Origin of the sequence: Arthrobacter sp. B1I2 (assembly GCF_030816485.1) — a bacterium.
In the GTDB taxonomy this organism is placed as follows: Bacteria; Actinomycetota; Actinomycetes; order Actinomycetales; family Micrococcaceae; genus Arthrobacter.
Genome location: NZ_JAUSYC010000001.1, coordinates 4046219 through 4062274 on the forward strand (window position 1 = coordinate 4046219; position 16056 = coordinate 4062274).

Consider the following 16056-nt stretch of genomic DNA (forward strand, 5'->3'; position numbering starts at 1 on the left):
GTCCCTATGCTATGCGGTCGATGATGAGCTGCTGGGCGGGCCGCGAACCTTCCGGGGCGATGACGACGGCGTGTTCCAGGGCTTCCCTGGCACGGGCAAACCGCTCCGGAGTGTCCGTGAGCAGGGTCATCAGGGGCTCCCCTGCCCGCACGGTGGCACCCGGCTTGGCATGCATGCGTACTCCGGCCCCCGCCTGGACGGCGTCCTCCTTGCGGGCCCGGCCGGCGCCCAACCGCCAGGCAGCCACCCCGACGGCGAGCGCGTCGAGTTCAACCAGCACACCGTCCGCCGGGGCGTACACCACGTCGGATTCCCTGGCCACCGGCAGCGCGGCCCGGGGGTCACCGCCCTGGGCCTCGATCATCCGGTTCCACACGTCCATGGCCCGGCCGTCCTTGAGTGCCGCGGCGGGGTCGGCGTCGTGCACTCCTGCGCAGGCGAGCATCTCCTCGGCGAGCCGGACGGTCAACTCCACGACGTCGTCAGGGCCGCCGCCCGCCAGCACCTCGACGGATTCCTCCACCTCGATGGCGTTGCCGGCCGTGAGGCCAAGCGGGGTGTTCATGTTGGTCAACAGCGCAACGGTGTTGACCCCCGCGTCCCTTCCGAGGGCCACCATGGTCTCGGCGAGCTCCCTGGCCCTGGCTTCATCCTTCATGAACGCGCCGGTGCCCACCTTGACGTCCAGGACCAGCGAACCGGTGCCCTCGGCGATCTTCTTGCTCATGATGGACGACGCGATCAGCGGTATCGCTTCCACCGTGCCGGTGACGTCGCGCAGGGCGTAGAGCTTCTTATCTGCGGGGGCCAGCCCGGCGCCCGCAGCGCAAATAACGGCGCCCACGTCCTGGAGCTGGGCCAGGATCTCATCGTTGCTGAGGTTTGCCCGCCATCCCGGAATGGATTCGAGCTTGTCCAGGGTGCCACCGGTGTGCCCCAACCCGCGGCCTGACAGCTGGGGAACGGCGACGCCGAACACCGCGACAAGCGGCGCCAGGGGCAGGGTGATCTTGTCCCCCACCCCGCCCGTTGAATGCTTGTCCGTGGTGTACTTCAGGCCGCCGTCGGGACGCCGGAGGCTGGAGAAATCCATCCGTTCGCCGGATGCGATCATGGCTGCCGTCCAGCGGGCAATTTCGGCGCGGTCCATGCCGTTGAGCAGGATGGCCATGTTCAGGGCCGCCATCTGCTCATCGGCGATGGCTCCACGGGTGTAGGCGTCGATCGTCCAGTCGATCTGTTCGGGGCTCAGCGTTCCCTTGTCCCGCTTGGTGCGGATGATGTCAACGGCGTCGAACGCCTCGGCCGTGTTGTTCGCAACGCGGTTATCTGTCACCGGGTCTCCTCCAGGTGTTCGGGACCAAAGGCGTCAGGCAGCACCTGGTCCATGGTCTTGATGCCTTGGGTGGTCATGACCTGCATGTTCGGGGCCCGGAATTCGTACAGCAGCTGGCGGCACCGGCCGCAGGGCATGAGGACATTCCCTGCCCCGTCAACGCAGTAGAAGGCGCGCAGCAGCCCGCCTCCGGTCATGTGCAGGTTCCCCACCAGGGCGCATTCCGCGCAGAGGGTCAGCCCGTAGCTGGCGTTCTCCACGTTGCAGCCGCTGACAATCCGGCCGTCCCCGGTCAGGGCGGCAGCCCCCACCGGGAACTTTGAGTACGGGGCATAGGCATTCTTCATGGCGGCGACGGCGGCTGCCTCCAGGGCTGCCCAGTCCACGGCCTGTGCGTTGTCCATGGCCGTCATCCCTTGACGTACGGGATGCCGCTGGCGGCGGGCCCCCTTGACCTGCCCACCAGGCCGGCGACGGCGAGGACGGTCACCAGGTAGGGCAGCATGGCCATGAACTGGCTGGGCACGGGGGTGCCGATGATGGTCACGATGCTCTGCAGGTTGTCCGCGAACCCGAACAGGAGTGCCGCGAAGAAGGCGCCCACCGGGTTCCAGCGGCCGAAGATGAGGGCGGCCAGGGCGATGAACCCGCGGCCACCGGAAATCTCCTTCGTGAAGCTGTCGATGGCCACCAGGGTGAAGAAGGAGCCGCCAATGCCGGCAATGGCACCACCCAGGGTCACGTTCCAGAACCGGGTGGCGTTGACGTTGATGCCCAGGGTGTCCGCCGCCTGCGGGTGCTCCCCCACCGCGCGGACGCGCAGGCCCCACCTGGTCTTGAAGAGGCCCACCCAGACCACCGCAACGGCCACATACATGAGGTATCCCACCAGCGACTGCCGGAACAGGATGGGCCCGATGATCGGGATGCTGGAGAGGACTGGAATGTCGATGACGTCCAGGCCGGGCGGCGAGTTGAACTGGGCTTTGTTGGCCTGCATCACGGTGCTGAACAGGAAGCCCGTCACGCCGGAGACCAGCACGTTCAGGACGACGCCGACAATGATCTGGTTCACCAGGTACTTGATGCTGAACAGTGCCAGGACCATGGAAACGACTGCGCCGGCAACGGCCGCCGCCAGCAGCCCGATGAAGGCGTTGTGGGTCATGCTGGCGACGATGGCTGCGGTGAACGCCCCGCCCAGGAGCTGACCCTCAATGGCGATGTTGACCACTCCCACGCGCTCGCACAGGACGCCGGACAGTGAACCGAACACGAGCGGGACGGCCAGGGTGACGGAGCCGGCGATGAGGCCAGCCAGGGAGATGGTGGGGGTACGGGCTCCCCCCACCACCCAGATCAGGAACGCTGCCACGAACAGGACGATGAAGGTGACGGGCAGCCAACCGGGAGCCGGCTGGCTCTTTGTCTTCAGGTAGACGGCGTACCCTGCCAATGCCACGAGGAGCACCGACAATACGATGCCGCCTGCAAAGGCATTGATTTCCAGTGCGGGCAGCTGGAAGAAGTCGCCCCCGGTGGAGATGCCGAAGCTGGCCGTCTGGCCGGGCGCCAGGAATCCGAAGAACACCAGGGAGACCAGGGCGAAAACGGTGAGCAGGATGGGAGTCTTCCAGCTGACCGGCTTGGCGGAAAGGGCTGAGGAGGGAGCGTCTGCCTTGGGCCCCCCGGGCTGGGGATTGCCGGGCCTGGACGATGAAACTGTTGTGCTCATGCGGCACCTCCGGTAGTGGCTGCCTGCCCGGACTTGGTTGCTCGCGCGGGCTTCCTGCGCCGCGGGTTCAGTCCGAAGACGGCCCGGACCAGCGGCGGCGCCGCGATGAAAAGGACAATCAGGGACTGGACCACCAGGACGATGTCGATGGGGGTGCCGGTCTGGATCTGCATCTGGACCGCTCCGGCGCGGAAGGCGCCAAACAGCAGGCCGGCAGCAAAGGTGCCCCACGGCGTCGAACGTCCCAGCAAGGCGACCGTGATGGCGTCAAAGCCGTAGGTGGCGGCGACACCGTCCGTGAGTACCTTCTCCGTGCCGGCCACCTGGGCCACGCCGGACATGCCGGCGAGCCCGCCGGCGATCGCCATGACCAGGATGGTGGAGCGGGAGACGTTGATGCCGGCGGTTTGCGCCGCTTTGGGGTTGGCGCCCACCGCCCGGAATTCGAAGCCCACTGTGGACCGGTTGAGGAGCCACCACACCAGGACGGTGGCGCCGATCGCCAGGATGAAGCCCAGGTGCAGCCGGTACTGGGTGCCCAGGATCCGCGGGTATACGGCGCTGGGATCCAGGATGGGCGAAATGGGGTTTGACTCCCCCGGCCGCTGGAACGCCGGAGTGTTCAGCAGGTAGCGCAGGAAGTACAGCGCGATGTAGTTGAACATGATGGTCAGGATGACTTCGTGGGCTCCGGTGCGGGCCTTGAGCAGGCCGGCGAGACCGCCCCAGAGGGCACCGCCAACGACGCCGGCCACCAGGACCAGCAGCAGGTGCAGGCCGAACGGCAGGTGCAGGGCGAACCCCGCCCAGGCCGCCAGGATGCCGGCCACGATGATCTGGCCCTGCGCGCCGATGTTGAAGAGCCCAGCCCGGAATGCCAAGGCCACGCCCAGGCCGGCCGTGATGAGCGGTGTGGCGATAGTCAGGGTTTCCATGAAGGGGGCAAACTGTGCGGCCAGCCCGTTGCCGCGGGGGTTGAACACCGAGCCCTGGAACAGCGCGATGTAGGAGCGGGTGGCGGCATTCCACACGGCCACCAGCATGTCGGTGGGCCGGGCGAAGAAGTAGCCGGCGGTGGTGGCCACCTGCTTGTCGGTGCTTGCGATGAGCAGGCCGCCGATGATCAGCGCCAGCAGCACCGCAAGCACGGAGACCATGCCGCTCCCGGTGAAGATCCGGCGCAGCACGGTGTCGGAGCCGCCGGGCAGCCGGCCGCTTTGCGCCGTGGCCGGAACAGCCGAGGGCTGCATGGCGCCGCCGGCGGTATCGACGGCCACCACTGCGGCGGTGTCCTGTGCACCCGGGCCGTCCTGGCCGCCGGGAGCCGCAGCGGCGTGCTTATCGTCTTCGGCGTGTTTGGGGGAAGGCTGGTCAGGCATGGTCGGCTCCCTCTGCGTTGGAGGTGGCGGCCGGGATGCCGGCCTGCGGAGTTTCTGCATGTTCTTCCGCCGGGATGCCTGCCATCATGAGGCCCAGGACGTCCCGGCTGGTTCCGGCGGGGACAGTCCCCACCAGCTTGCCCTTGTAGAGCACTGCGATGCGGTCGGCCAGCTCCATTACTTCGTCGAGCTCTGTGGAAATGATCATCACGGGTGTCCCCTGGTCACGCTCGGCCACAATTCGCCGGTGCAGGAACTCGATGGATCCGACATCCACACCGCGGGTGGGCTGGGAGGCGATGAAGAGGCGGAGGGGGCGGGAAAGTTCGCGGGCCATCACGAGCTTTTGCTGGTTGCCGCCGGACAGGGTTCCGGCGGCGGCAGCCGCAGACGGCGTGCGGACGTCGAATTCGCCGATGCGTGCCTCGGCGTTCTCCATGATTTTGGCCGGGCTCATGCTGATCCCCTTGGCGAAGGGCGGCTTGTCGTAAAGGTCCAGGATCAGGTTCTCCGCCACCGAGAAGGTGCCGACCAGCCCGTCCACCTTGCGGTCCTCGGGTACGAACCCGACGCCGGCCTCCAGGACTTCCTTGACCGACCTGCCCACAAGTTCCTTGCCGTCCAGGACGATGGAGCCGGCGACCCGCTCCTGCAGGCCCAGGATGGCCTCGGTAAGTTCGGTCTGCCCGTTGCCTTGGACGCCGGCGATGGCCAGGATCTCTCCGCGCCTGATGTGGAAGCTGAGGTGGTCCACCACGTGCTGGCCGTTGGGCGCGATGACGGTGAGGTCGCGGACTTCGAAGGTGCTTTCCTTGGGCTGGGCCGGGGCCTTGTCGAGGTTCAGGCTCACGGCGCGCCCCACCATCATCGAGGCAAGCTCGGTGGTGGATGCGGCCGGATCGGCAGTGCCCACCACCTTCCCCCGCCGGATCACGGTGATGGTGTCCGAGACTTCCTTGACCTCACGCAGCTTGTGCGAAATGAAGACGATGGATGTACCACGCGACTTGAGCTGGCGCATGATGTCCAGCAGCTCATCGGTTTCCTGGGGCGTCAGCACGGCCGTGGGCTCGTCCAGGATCAGGACCTTGGCATTGCGGACCAGCGCCTTGATGATTTCCACCCGCTGCTGCACGCCCACCGGGAGGTCCTCCACGAGGGCGTCGGGGTCCACGTCGAAGCCGTACTGGTCGGAGATCTCCTTGATGCGCTGCCTCGTCTGGTCCAGGTTGAGGAACCCGGCCGCCTTGGTGGGTTCGGCGCCCAGCGCCACGTTCTCGGCCACAGTGAAGACCGGTACCAGCATGAAGTGCTGGTGCACCATTCCGATCCCTGCCGCCATGGCGTCGCCCGGACCGCGGAAAGTGACCGGCTTGTCATCGACGAGGATTTCGCCTTCGGAGGGCTCGTACAGCCCGTAGAGCACATTCATCAGGGTGGATTTGCCCGCCCCGTTCTCACCGAGGAGGCAATGGATCTGTCCCGGCTCAACCACCACGTCAATGTGGTCGTTGGCCAGCAGCGTGCCAAAACGTTTGGTGATCCCTCTGAGCTCAAGTTTCAAAACTCTGACCAATCTCGAAGCGTCCAGTGGTCGACCGGACGGGATATATGGCTGCAGCACCAGCCTAGTGTGTGCAGCACCGGGAGGAACCGGCCGCGCGCGGTAAACGTTCGGCCAGCAAAAAGCGCCACCGGCCGGCCAGTGGTGACGGACCGGCGGTGGCGCTTCCTGTGGTGGATCAGGCCTTGGGGCTCGCTGGGGACTCGACCTTCAGCTTGCCGTCGATGATGTCCTTCTTGATCTTCTCGAGGTCGGACTTCAGCTCCGCGGGAACCTGGGAATCGAGGTCGTGGAAGGGCGCCAGCTGCACGCCGTCGTTGGCAAGCGTGCCCACGTACGGGGTGTTGCTGAACTTGCCGTTCTTGTCCTCGGAGACAATCGTCTCCACGGCCTCGCCCATCTGCTTCATGACGGAGGAGAGCATGATGTCCTTGTAATCAGGCGCGGTGAGGTAGCCATCGGAGTCAACCCAGATCAGCTTGACGTCCTTGCCGGCAGCCTTGGCCTCGTCGAGCGCGGCTCCGGCGCCCTTGCCCACCGGACCCGCAACAGGCATGACGATGTCCGCGCCCTGGTCCAGGAAGTTCTTGGTCAGCTGCTTGCCCACGTCCTGCTTTTCGAAGTCGCCTGTGAAGCTGCCGTCCTGGGCATCCTTGTTCCAGCCGAGCAGCTTGACGTTCTTGCCCTTCTGCTGGTTGTAGTACTTCACGCCGTCGGCGTAGCCGTCCATGAAGATGGTCACGGTGGGGATCTTGATGCCGCCGAAGGTGGCCACGGTTCCGGTCTTGGTGGTTCCTGCGGCCAGGTAGCCGGCGAGGAACGCGGCCTGTGCGGTGTCGTAGATGATGGGCTTGACGTTGCTGATGGGCTGGTCGTAGCCGAAGTCGATGATGGCGAAGTGCTTGTCCGGGTTGGCGGTGGCCTGCGCCTTGGTGGCGTCGCCGAGCAGGAAGCCGACGGTTATGGTCAGGTTGCAGCTGGCCGTGACCATGGCCCGCAGGTTGGGTTCGAAGTCGTTGTTGGTCTTCGACTCGATCTGGTTGACCTTGATGCCAAGGTCCTTCTCGGTCTTCTTCAGGCCCTCGTAGGAGGACTGGTTGAAGGACTGGTCATCGAATCCTCCGGAGTCCGAGACGATGCAGCCCGTGTAGTCGCTGGCACCTGCGGATGCGGTGCTGCCGGCTTCGGGGGCTGCACCGCAGGCGGTGAGCACAAGCGCGGACGCACCGAGGGTGGCCACACCGGCCATTGAACCGCGCTTGAAGCTGGCACGCAGTGATTTCTTCAATTTTCCTCCAGGGATGATGCGAGTGGCGCTACGGGCTGGAATTCAATGAGTGTCCGTTTCGGCGCTGAAATTCTGTTTTCACTGAAGGCACGCAGCACTGCGCCGGAGCGCACTGATGGCACTTACTTTAGTGTCCTGCGCCACGTCCCCATAGCACGGCAGGAGCGCATCCGGGAGATTGTTTACAAGTTGTTACCAAGCAGTAGGGGCACCGCGGAATGCGGTGCCCCTACTGCTTGCGTGTGTTTGTGGCGGCTACAGCCGGACCAGCATTTTGCCGGTGTTTGCACCGTCCAGAAGATCCATGAACGCCTGCGGCGCGTTCTCCAGTCCGTCCACGATCGTCTCGTCGTAGCGAACGGTCCCGTCGGAAAGCCAGCCGCCCATCTTCTCCGCGAACTCTGCCGCGTGCTGCCGCTGGCCGCCCACCAGGAACCCGCGGAGGGTGAGCTGCTTGCCGATGGCCAGCATGAGGTTGTGGGGTGCGGGAGTGGGTTCGGTGGAGTTGTATTGCGCGATGGCACCGCACATGGCCACCCGGCCGCCCACATTGAGGACCGCCAGGGCTGCTTCGAGGTGTTCGCCGCCCACGTTGTCGAAGTAGACGTCAATGCCGGCCGGGCCGGCTGCCTTCTCCAATTGCTCGAGAACGGGACCATCGTGGTAGTCGAAGGCGGCGTCAAAGCCGAGTTCCAGGAGCCGGGCCACCTTGGCGGGCGAGCCGGCCGAGCCGATCACCCGCGAGGCGCCCATGGCCTTGGCGATCTGTCCCACCAGGGAGCCCACCGCACCGGCCGCACCCGAAACGAACACGGCGTCCCCCGGCTTGAATTCGGCAACCTTCAACAGGCCTGTATACGCCGTCAGCCCGGTCATGCCCAGGGCGCCGAGGAAAGCGGACGCCGGTGCCAGGTCCGTGCGTGCCGGGGTGGCAGCAGCGCCGTCCACCACCGCATACTCCCGCCAGCCGAGGGAATGCACGACGACGTCGCCCTCCTTGTGTGCGGCCGAACGGGACGCTACCACCTCACCCACGGCGCCGCCGTCGAGCGCCTTGCCCACGGCGAAGGGGGCGGAGTAGGACTTGACGTCGTTCATCCTCCCCCGCATGTAGGGGTCCACAGACATGAAGAGGTTCCGTACCAGGATCTGGCCGTCTTCGAGCGCGGGCAGCGGGGACTCGGCAAGTTCGAAGTTGTCGCTGGAAGGGCGGCCCACGGGGCGGGAGGCCAGCCGGATTTCACGGGTGGTGGTTGCAAGGGCTGTGCTCATGCTGCGTACTCCAGGATCTTGATGTCGACGTTGATGTTGCCGCGCGTGGCGTTCGAGTAGGGGCACACCTGGTGTGCCTTGGCCACCAGGTCTTCTGCCGTGGCGAGGTCCAGCGCCGGCAGGGCAATTTCCAGTTCGGCGGCCAGCCCGAACCCGGCTCCGCCGTCCAGCTGTCCCAGGTGGATTTTCGCTGCCACGGCAGAATCCGCCAGGTCGGCGCCTGCCTTGCGGCCAACCAGGCGCAGCGCGGAGTGGAAGCAGGCGGCATACCCGGCGGCGAACAGCTGTTCGGGGTTGGTGCCCTGGCCGCTGCCGCCCAGTTCGACCGGGCTGGCGAGGTCCACTGCCAGCCTGCCGTCGTTGCTGCGTGCAGCGCCGTCACGGCCTTCACCCGAGGCCAGCGCCTCGGCGGTGTAGAGAGTCTTCACGATAGATATCCGTCCTGTAGGTGGATGGTGCAGTATGCGGGTTCAGATGGATTCATGCAGCGCGGCCGTGAGCTTGCCCAGGGTGGTCCGCAGTTGTTCAAGTTCGTCCAGGGAGAGCCCTGCGGCATCGGCCAGCCGCTGCGGGATGGCGCGGGCCGGGCCGCTGAGGTCCCGGCCCGCGGTCGTCAGATGGATAGCGACGCGGCGTTCATCCTCGCCGGACCGCCGCCGTTCCACGAGACCCAGGGCTTCCAGACGCTTGAGCAGCGGCGACAGGGTGCCTGAATCGAGGCCGAGTTCCCCGCCGAGTTCCTTCACGCCGCGGGGCTCGCTTTCCCACAGGACCAGCATCACCAGGTACTGCGGGTAGGTAAGCCCCAGTTCGTCCAGGACGGGCCGGTAGACGGCGGTGGCGGCACGGGACGCCGAGTACAGCGCAAAACATACTTGCCGGTCCAGGCGGGGTGCTTCGGTCATGAATCAAACCTAACGCACAACTAAATTGTGCACAACTTACTCAACATGGAGGACTCCCCGTTGTGCCGCCGTCGTAAACCACGACGGCGGCCGGCGCCATCCCGGGCCGGACCCCGCGGACGCCACAGACGCCACAGACGCCACAGACGCCACGAAGGCTACGGAACGGGCGCCTGCTCGAGGTCCCTGATGGTCCGCAGCGCCGCGGCGGTAAGGACCCGGATGCCCAGGCCGAGGGAGCGTTCGTCCAGGATGTAATCGCCGCGGTGAAGGTCGTAATCCTCGCCGCCGGGTGTCTTGGTGCCCAGGCGCATCATCGCGCCGGGAAGTTCCGCGAGGAACCATGCGAAGTCCTCGCCGCCCATGGACTGCGGGGTCAGCACCACGGCGCTTTCGCCGATTTCGGCCCGGGCGGCCGCCTCGATGATGGCTGTCTCGTGTTCGGAGTTCACCACCGGCGGCACTCCCCTGGTGTGCTCCAGGTGGACGTCCACCCCGTACGGCGCGGCCACCTGGTGGACCACTTCGTCAAGGAGTTCGCCGGCAGCATGCCAGGCGTCCCGGTCCAGGCAGCGCATGGTTCCTGCCATGTAGCCGCTGCCGGGAATGGCGTTGGGCGCCGAGCCCGCGGTGATCTGGCCCCACACCACGGACACGCCGCTGCGGACGTCCACGCGGCGGGACAGCACGGCCGGGACGTTGACGGCGATCTGGGCCAGTGCGAACACCAGGTCCTCGGTGAGGTGCGGGCGGGACGTGTGGCCGCCGCGGCCGGACAGTTCAATCCGGATGGTGTCCGACGCCGAGGTGATGGCACCGATCCGGGTGCCCACCCTGCCCACTTCAATCCGCGGGTCGCAGTGCAGCGCCAGAATCCGGGGGACGCCGTCCAGGACGCCCTGCTCAATGCAGGAATGCGCCCCGCCCGGCATGGTCTCCTCGGCGGGCTGGAAGATGATTCGGACGGTGGCGCCGAGGGGGGATTCCTGGTGCATCCGGTTCAGGACCAGGGCAATGCCCAGCATGGTGGTGGTGTGCACGTCATGGCCGCAGGCGTGGGTGACGCCGTGGTTCTTCGACGCGAACGGCAGGCCCGTCTCTTCGATGATGGGCAGGGCATCGATGTCACCTCGAAGGGCCGTGGCGATGGGGCCTTCGCCCACGTCCACCGTCAACCCGGTGCCTTCCAGGCGGCGCGGGCTCAGGCCGGCAGCTTCGAGCCGCTCGGCGAGCTTGTCGGTGGTGCGGAACTCCTTGAAGGACAGTTCCGGGTGCGCATGCAGGTCCCGCCGGAATTCGATCAGTTCCGGCAAAAGCGGTTCGAGCCAGGGAGCCACCAGGGCGGTGGGCTGGGTTTCAGTAGTGTAATTGCGCACTGCTTCACTCTAGCGAGGGTGGTGGCTTTAGCGCCCATTCACTGACGCCGCATTACATCCCGGCCCTGCCGGCACAGGCCTGTGCCGGCAGGTTCAGGGTCACAGGACGTCCGTGTCTCCGCTTGCCTTGAGGGCGTCCACGGCAGCCTTGACGCGCTGGGAATTGGCCATGGTGGTCACCAGCAAAGCGTCCGGCGTGTCAACGATGACAACGTCCTGGATGCCAAGCAGGGCAATCACACGCTTGGTGTCGCTGACCACCACGCCGCTTGAGTTCTCGGTGAACACACGGGCGCCTTCGCCAAGGACAGTGACGTCATCCACTTCCTTGGCGCTGTTGAGGCGGCCAACCGACGCGAAGTCCCCAACGTCGTCCCACCCGAAGGTGCCGGGCACGACGGCGACGTCCCCGGCTTCGGCGGCGGGCTCGGCCACCGCATAGTCGATGGCGATCTTCGGCAGGGTGGGCCAGATGCGGGCCGTGACCTCGTCACGTTCCGGGGTGTCCCAAGCCCGGGCGATTTCCTGCAGGCCCTGGAAGAGCTCGGGCTGGTTTGCCTCAAGGTGCTTGAGCATCAGCGCCACGGGCGCCACGAACATGCCGGCGTTCCACACGTAGTCACCGCTGTCCACATACTGCTGGGCCACCTCTTCGTCCGGCTTTTCGACGAACTCCACAACGTCGTGGGCGCTGGGGGCGCCGTCGATGTGCAGGGCCTTGCCGGAGCGGATGTATCCGAAACCGGTGGACGGGTGGGTGGGCTTGATGCCGATGGTCACGATCTTGCCGGCGGCAGCAGTGTTGATTGCTTCGCGGACGGCCTGCTGGAACAGATGGTCCGGGCTGATCACCTGGTCGGCGGCGAAGGAACCCATGATGGTGTCCGGATCCCGTTCGTGCAGGATCGCCGCTGCGAGGCCGATCGCGGCCCCGGAGTCCTTGGGCTCTGACTCGAGGACGAGGTCGGCGTCGCGCACCTCGGGAAGCTGGCTGCACACGGCATCGCGGTGGGCCCGGCCGGTCACCACCAGCATCCGGTTGCCCGCGAGCGGGTGCAGCCGGTCGTAGGTGGCGCGCAGCAACGTGCTGCCCGATCCCGTGAGGTCGTGAAGGAACTTGGGAGCTGCTGCTCGTGACAGGGGCCAGAGGCGGGTCCCCACTCCGCCTGCCGGAATCACCGCAATAAAGCGGTCAAGGGGTGAAGCCGGGCTTGTCACTTTGTCTGTACTCATCACGGCCTACTTTAGCGGAAGGGCCGCAGGTGGCTCCCTGGGCGGCCCGGGCATTCTGCAGTTTTGCGGCACTCTCCCGCTTAAAAGCCCGCACCGATGTGGCGTTCGTCTCACTTCCCCTGAAAATCCGCTCCAGTACTGGGCACCAAGAAACACCTAAATTGAATAAGCTGTTAGTGGAGCCTAGATTTAGGCCTGAGCTACGAGTGCTCTCGCAGCAGGCGTTCCCCCCGCATGGATCTCATGCCAGCGCCGCTGTGTTGCAGGGAGGTTTATCAGTGCCGACAAAACCAGCTGGCACCTTGTACCGCGGCCGTGAAGGCATGTGGTCCTGGGTAGGACACCGCATTACCGGTGTAGTGATCTTTTTCTTCTTGTTGGTCCACGTCCTGGACACCTCCTTGGTGCGTGTGTCACCGGAGGCCTACACCGCTGTGATCGGCGCCTACAAGAACCCCCTGATGGCCCTGGGCGAGACCGGCCTTGTTGCCGCCATCGTGTTCCACGCCTTCAACGGCCTGCGGATCATTGCGGTCGACTTCTGGAAGAAGGGCGCCAAGTACCAGCGGCAGATGCTGTGGGCCGTCCTGGCCCTGTGGGTCGTGACCATGGTCGCCTTCTCCATCCGCCACCTGTCCCTCGCCCTCGGAGGTCACTAAGCCATGACTGCAACGATCGAGAGCCCCCGCAGCGGGCGGATCGCTCCCCAGTACCGCCGCAGCGGCGGCTCCCGGGGCAACTTCGAGATGATCGCCTGGCTGTTCATGCGGCTCTCCGGCGTGGTGCTGGTGGTCCTCATTTTCGGCCACCTGTTCGTGAACCTCATGGTGGGCGAAGGCATCCACGCCATTGACTTCGGCTTCGTGGCCGGCAAGTGGGCAGATCCCTTCTGGCAGTTCTGGGACCTGGCCATGCTCTGGCTGGCAATGCTGCACGGCACCAACGGCGTGCGGACCATCATCAACGACTACGCCGAAAAGACGTCCACCCGCCGCTGGCTGAAGACCGTCCTCTACGCGGCCGCAGTGGTCATCATCCTCCTGGGCACCCTGGTCATCTTCACCTTCGACCCATGCCCTGTGGTGAACGGCGTCGCCCTTCCGGGTGGATTCTGCCCTGCCTAGCGCTGGCACAACCCCGGGCCCGCGGGCTTTTCCGCGGGCCCTGTTTTGCGGAGCAGGCAAAGCCGCCCCGTTGTTTCATAGCGAATTTTGAGAGAAAGAGCATCTGGTATGCAGGTCCATAAGTACGACGTCGTCATCGTCGGTGCCGGTGGCGCTGGCATGCGCGCCGCGATCGAGTCCGGTCAGCGCGCGCGCACAGCAGTACTGACCAAGCTCTACCCCACCCGCTCGCACACGGGTGCGGCACAGGGTGGCATGTGCGCAGCCCTTGCCAACGTCGAGGAAGACAACTGGGAATGGCACACGTTCGACACCGTCAAGGGCGGCGACTACCTGGTTGACCAGGATGCCGCCGAGGTCATGGCCAAGGAAGCCATCGACGCCGTGCTGGACCTGGAAAAGATGGGCCTGCCGTTCAACCGCACGCCCGAAGGCCGCATCGACCAGCGCCGGTTCGGTGGCCACACCCGCGACCACGGCAAGGCTCCGGTCCGCCGTGCATGCTACGCCGCCGACCGCACCGGCCACATGATCCTGCAGACCCTGTACCAGAACTGCGTCAAGCACAACGTCGAGTTCTACAACGAGTACTACGTCCTGGACCTCCTGACGGTCGAAGAGGATGCTGTCCGCGCAGACGGCACGCCCTACAAGCAGAAGCGCGTTGCCGGCGTCGTCTCCTACGACCTCGCCTCCGGTGAACTGCACGTGTTCCAGGCCAAGTCCGTTGTGTTCGCCTCCGGCGGCGCCGGCAAGGTCTTCAAGACCACCTCCAACGCCCACACCCTGACCGGTGACGGCATGGGCATCGCCTTCCGCCGCGGCATCCCCCTGGAGGACATGGAGTTCTTCCAGTTCCACCCGACCGGCCTCGCCGGGCTGGGCATCCTCCTCTCGGAAGCCGCCCGCGGTGAAGGTGCCATCCTCCGCAACTCGGAGGGCGAGCGCTTCATGGAGCGCTACGCCCCCACCATCAAGGACCTGGCACCGCGTGACATCGTTGCCCGCTCCATGGCCAACGAGGTGCGTGAAGGACGCGGCTGCGGCCCGAACAAGGACTACGTCCTCCTGGACCTGACCCACCTGGAGCCGGCACACATCGACGCCAAGCTTCCGGACATTACCGAATTCGCGCGCACCTACCTGGGCGTGGAACCCTACACCGAGCCGGTGCCCGTGTTCCCCACCGCCCACTACGCCATGGGCGGCATCCCCACGAACATCACCACCGAGGTACTCCAGGACAACGACACCGTGGTCCCGGGGCTTTACGCCGCCGGTGAGGTGGCCTGCGTGTCCGTCCACGGCTCCAACCGCCTTGGCACCAACTCGCTGCTGGACATCAACGTGTTCGGCAAGCGCGCCGGTATCGCCGCCGCCGAATACGCTAAGACCGCCCAGTTCGTGGAGCTGCCGGAGAACCCGCTGGCCTACACCACCGAACTGCTGGACATCGCCCGCAACGGCACCGGCGACGAAAAGGTGGCGCAGATCCGCAAGGAACTGCAGGACACCATGGACGCCAACATGCAGGTGTTCCGCACGGCGGACACCCTCAACCAGGTGCTGCGCGACATCGCATCCTTCGAGGAGCGGTACAAGCGCATCAACGTCCAGGACAAGGGCAAGCGCTTCAACCTGGACCTGCTCGAGGCCGTTGAACTCGGCTTCCTGCTGGAACTGGCCAAGGTCATGACCGTGGCCGCCCTGCACCGCGAGGAATCCCGCGGCGGTCACTTCCGCGAGGACTTCCCCGAGCGTGACGACGAAAGATTCATGAAGCACTCCATGGCGTACAAGGATGACCATGCGCCGGCTGACGGATCGGCAGAAGCAATTGCCGGCATCCGCCTCGCCACCAAGCCGGTTGTCTTTACCCGCTACGAGCCGATGGTGAGGAAGTACTAAGATGACCGCTGAAATCGCTGAGCCAGCCTCAAAGGTTGAACTTCCTGCCGGCGTTGGCGGGGGCGGGGAAATCCCCACGTTCGACGTCCACTTGCGGGTCCGCCGGTACAACCCGGAGGTTTCCGAGGAAGCCACCTGGGATGATTTCCACCTGACCATGTACGGCACGGACCGTGTCCTGGACGCCCTCCACAAGGTGAAGTGGGAGACGGACGGCACGCTGTCCTTCCGCCGCTCCTGCGCCCACGGCGTGTGCGGCTCGGACGCCATGCGCATCAACGGCCGCAACCGTCTTGCCTGCAAGACCCTGCTGAAGGACCTGGACACGTCCAAGCCCATCACGGTGGAGCCCATCAAGGGCCTGCCGGTGGAGAAGGACCTCATCGTGGACATGGAGCCTTTCTTCCAGTCCTACCGCGAGGTCATGCCCTTCCTGATCAACAAGGGCCACGAGCCCACCCGGGAGCGCCTGCAGTCCGCCGAGGACCGTGAGCGTTTTGACGACACCACCAAGTGCATCCTTTGCGCCGCGTGCACGTCCTCCTGCCCCGTGTTCTGGACCGACGGACAGTACTTTGGCCCCGCCGCGATCGTCAACGCACACCGCTTCATCTTCGATTCCCGCGATGATGCCGGCGATATGCGCCTGGAGATCCTGAACGACAAGGAAGGCGTGTGGCGCTGCCGCACCACCTTCAACTGCTCCGAGGCGTGCCCCCGCGGCATCCAGGTCACGCAGGCCATCGCGGAGGTCAAGCAGGCCATCCTGGCCCGCAGGATCTAGGCACTTTCAACAGCAGACAGAACGGCCGACGGCGTCACTCACCAGGTACGGGAAACGTACAGTGAGCGGCGCCGTCGGCTTTTCAGCACCAAATCCTCCAGATGCTCCACCACTTTTGGTCCCTAAAACCTCGTTTTAGGGACCAAAAGTGA

At 65.6% G+C, this 16056-nt stretch carries 15 protein-coding genes; 4 read left to right on the plus strand and 11 right to left on the minus strand.

Annotation, left to right across the window (positions count from 1 at the left end; genetic code table 11):
• Window positions 1-4 precede the first annotated feature (4 nt).
• The 11 genes from QFZ57_RS18750 to QFZ57_RS18800 form a co-directional block, all read right to left on the minus strand.
• Window positions 5-1336, minus strand: coding sequence for a thymidine phosphorylase (locus QFZ57_RS18750; protein WP_306631981.1), 1332 nt, complete (start codon window positions 1334-1336; stop codon window positions 5-7).
• Window positions 1333-1740 (minus strand): cytidine deaminase, encoded by a 408-nt coding sequence (locus tag QFZ57_RS18755; RefSeq protein ID WP_306631982.1) that lies wholly within the window; start codon window positions 1738-1740, stop codon window positions 1333-1335. Before QFZ57_RS18755 ends, QFZ57_RS18750 begins: the two co-directional genes overlap by 4 nt.
• A gap of 5 nt (window positions 1741-1745) precedes the next feature.
• Complete coding sequence (locus QFZ57_RS18760; RefSeq protein WP_306631983.1) at window positions 1746-3071, minus strand: ABC transporter permease; 1326 nt, start codon at window positions 3069-3071, stop codon at window positions 1746-1748.
• Window positions 3068-4450, minus strand: coding sequence for an ABC transporter permease (locus tag QFZ57_RS18765; protein WP_306631984.1), 1383 nt, complete (start codon window positions 4448-4450; stop codon window positions 3068-3070). The genes QFZ57_RS18760 and QFZ57_RS18765 overlap by 4 nt, the downstream gene beginning before the upstream one ends.
• Window positions 4443-6014: an ABC transporter ATP-binding protein gene (locus tag QFZ57_RS18770; RefSeq protein WP_306901285.1), complete on the minus strand. Its 1572-nt coding sequence runs from the start codon at window positions 6012-6014 to the stop codon at window positions 4443-4445. The genes QFZ57_RS18765 and QFZ57_RS18770 overlap by 8 nt, the downstream gene beginning before the upstream one ends.
• Window positions 6015-6192: 178 nt before the next feature.
• A complete protein-coding gene (locus QFZ57_RS18775) occupies window positions 6193-7302 on the minus strand; it encodes a BMP family lipoprotein (RefSeq protein ID WP_441296747.1) in 1110 nt (369 codons plus the stop codon).
• Between the two features lie 255 nt (window positions 7303-7557).
• Window positions 7558-8574, minus strand: a complete 1017-nt coding sequence (locus QFZ57_RS18780; RefSeq protein ID WP_306901286.1) for an NADP-dependent oxidoreductase — start codon at window positions 8572-8574, stop codon at window positions 7558-7560.
• Complete coding sequence (locus tag QFZ57_RS18785) at window positions 8571-9002, minus strand: organic hydroperoxide resistance protein (protein ID WP_306631987.1); 432 nt, start codon at window positions 9000-9002, stop codon at window positions 8571-8573. The genes QFZ57_RS18780 and QFZ57_RS18785 overlap by 4 nt, the downstream gene beginning before the upstream one ends.
• A gap of 42 nt (window positions 9003-9044) precedes the next feature.
• Window positions 9045-9479: a MarR family winged helix-turn-helix transcriptional regulator gene (locus QFZ57_RS18790; protein WP_306631988.1), complete on the minus strand. Its 435-nt coding sequence runs from the start codon at window positions 9477-9479 to the stop codon at window positions 9045-9047.
• Between the two features lie 158 nt (window positions 9480-9637).
• A complete protein-coding gene (locus QFZ57_RS18795) occupies window positions 9638-10855 on the minus strand; it encodes an amidohydrolase (RefSeq protein WP_306901287.1) in 1218 nt (405 codons plus the stop codon).
• Between the two features lie 99 nt (window positions 10856-10954).
• A complete protein-coding gene (locus QFZ57_RS18800; protein WP_306631989.1) occupies window positions 10955-12088 on the minus strand; it encodes a mannose-1-phosphate guanylyltransferase in 1134 nt (377 codons plus the stop codon).
• A 278-nt stretch (window positions 12089-12366) separates the two neighbouring features.
• Between QFZ57_RS18800 and sdhC the strand changes: the two genes are divergently transcribed.
• The 4 genes from sdhC (at window position 12367) to QFZ57_RS18820 (ending at window position 15904) form a co-directional block, all read left to right on the plus strand.
• The gene (sdhC, locus tag QFZ57_RS18805; protein WP_081620212.1) at window positions 12367-12747 is read left to right on the plus strand and encodes a succinate dehydrogenase, cytochrome b556 subunit; all 381 of its coding nucleotides are present in this window, start codon (window positions 12367-12369) and stop codon (window positions 12745-12747) included.
• A gap of 3 nt (window positions 12748-12750) precedes the next feature.
• Entirely contained in the window at window positions 12751-13212 is a 462-nt protein-coding gene (locus tag QFZ57_RS18810; RefSeq protein WP_306631990.1) for a succinate dehydrogenase hydrophobic membrane anchor subunit, read from the plus strand.
• Window positions 13213-13320: 108 nt separating this feature from the next.
• Window positions 13321-15120, plus strand: a complete 1800-nt coding sequence (gene sdhA / locus QFZ57_RS18815) for a succinate dehydrogenase flavoprotein subunit (RefSeq protein ID WP_306631991.1) — start codon at window positions 13321-13323, stop codon at window positions 15118-15120.
• Between the two features lies 1 nt (window position 15121).
• The gene (locus tag QFZ57_RS18820) at window positions 15122-15904 is read left to right on the plus strand and encodes a succinate dehydrogenase iron-sulfur subunit (protein WP_306631992.1); all 783 of its coding nucleotides are present in this window, start codon (window positions 15122-15124) and stop codon (window positions 15902-15904) included.
• The last annotated feature ends 152 nt before the right edge of the window (window positions 15905-16056 follow it).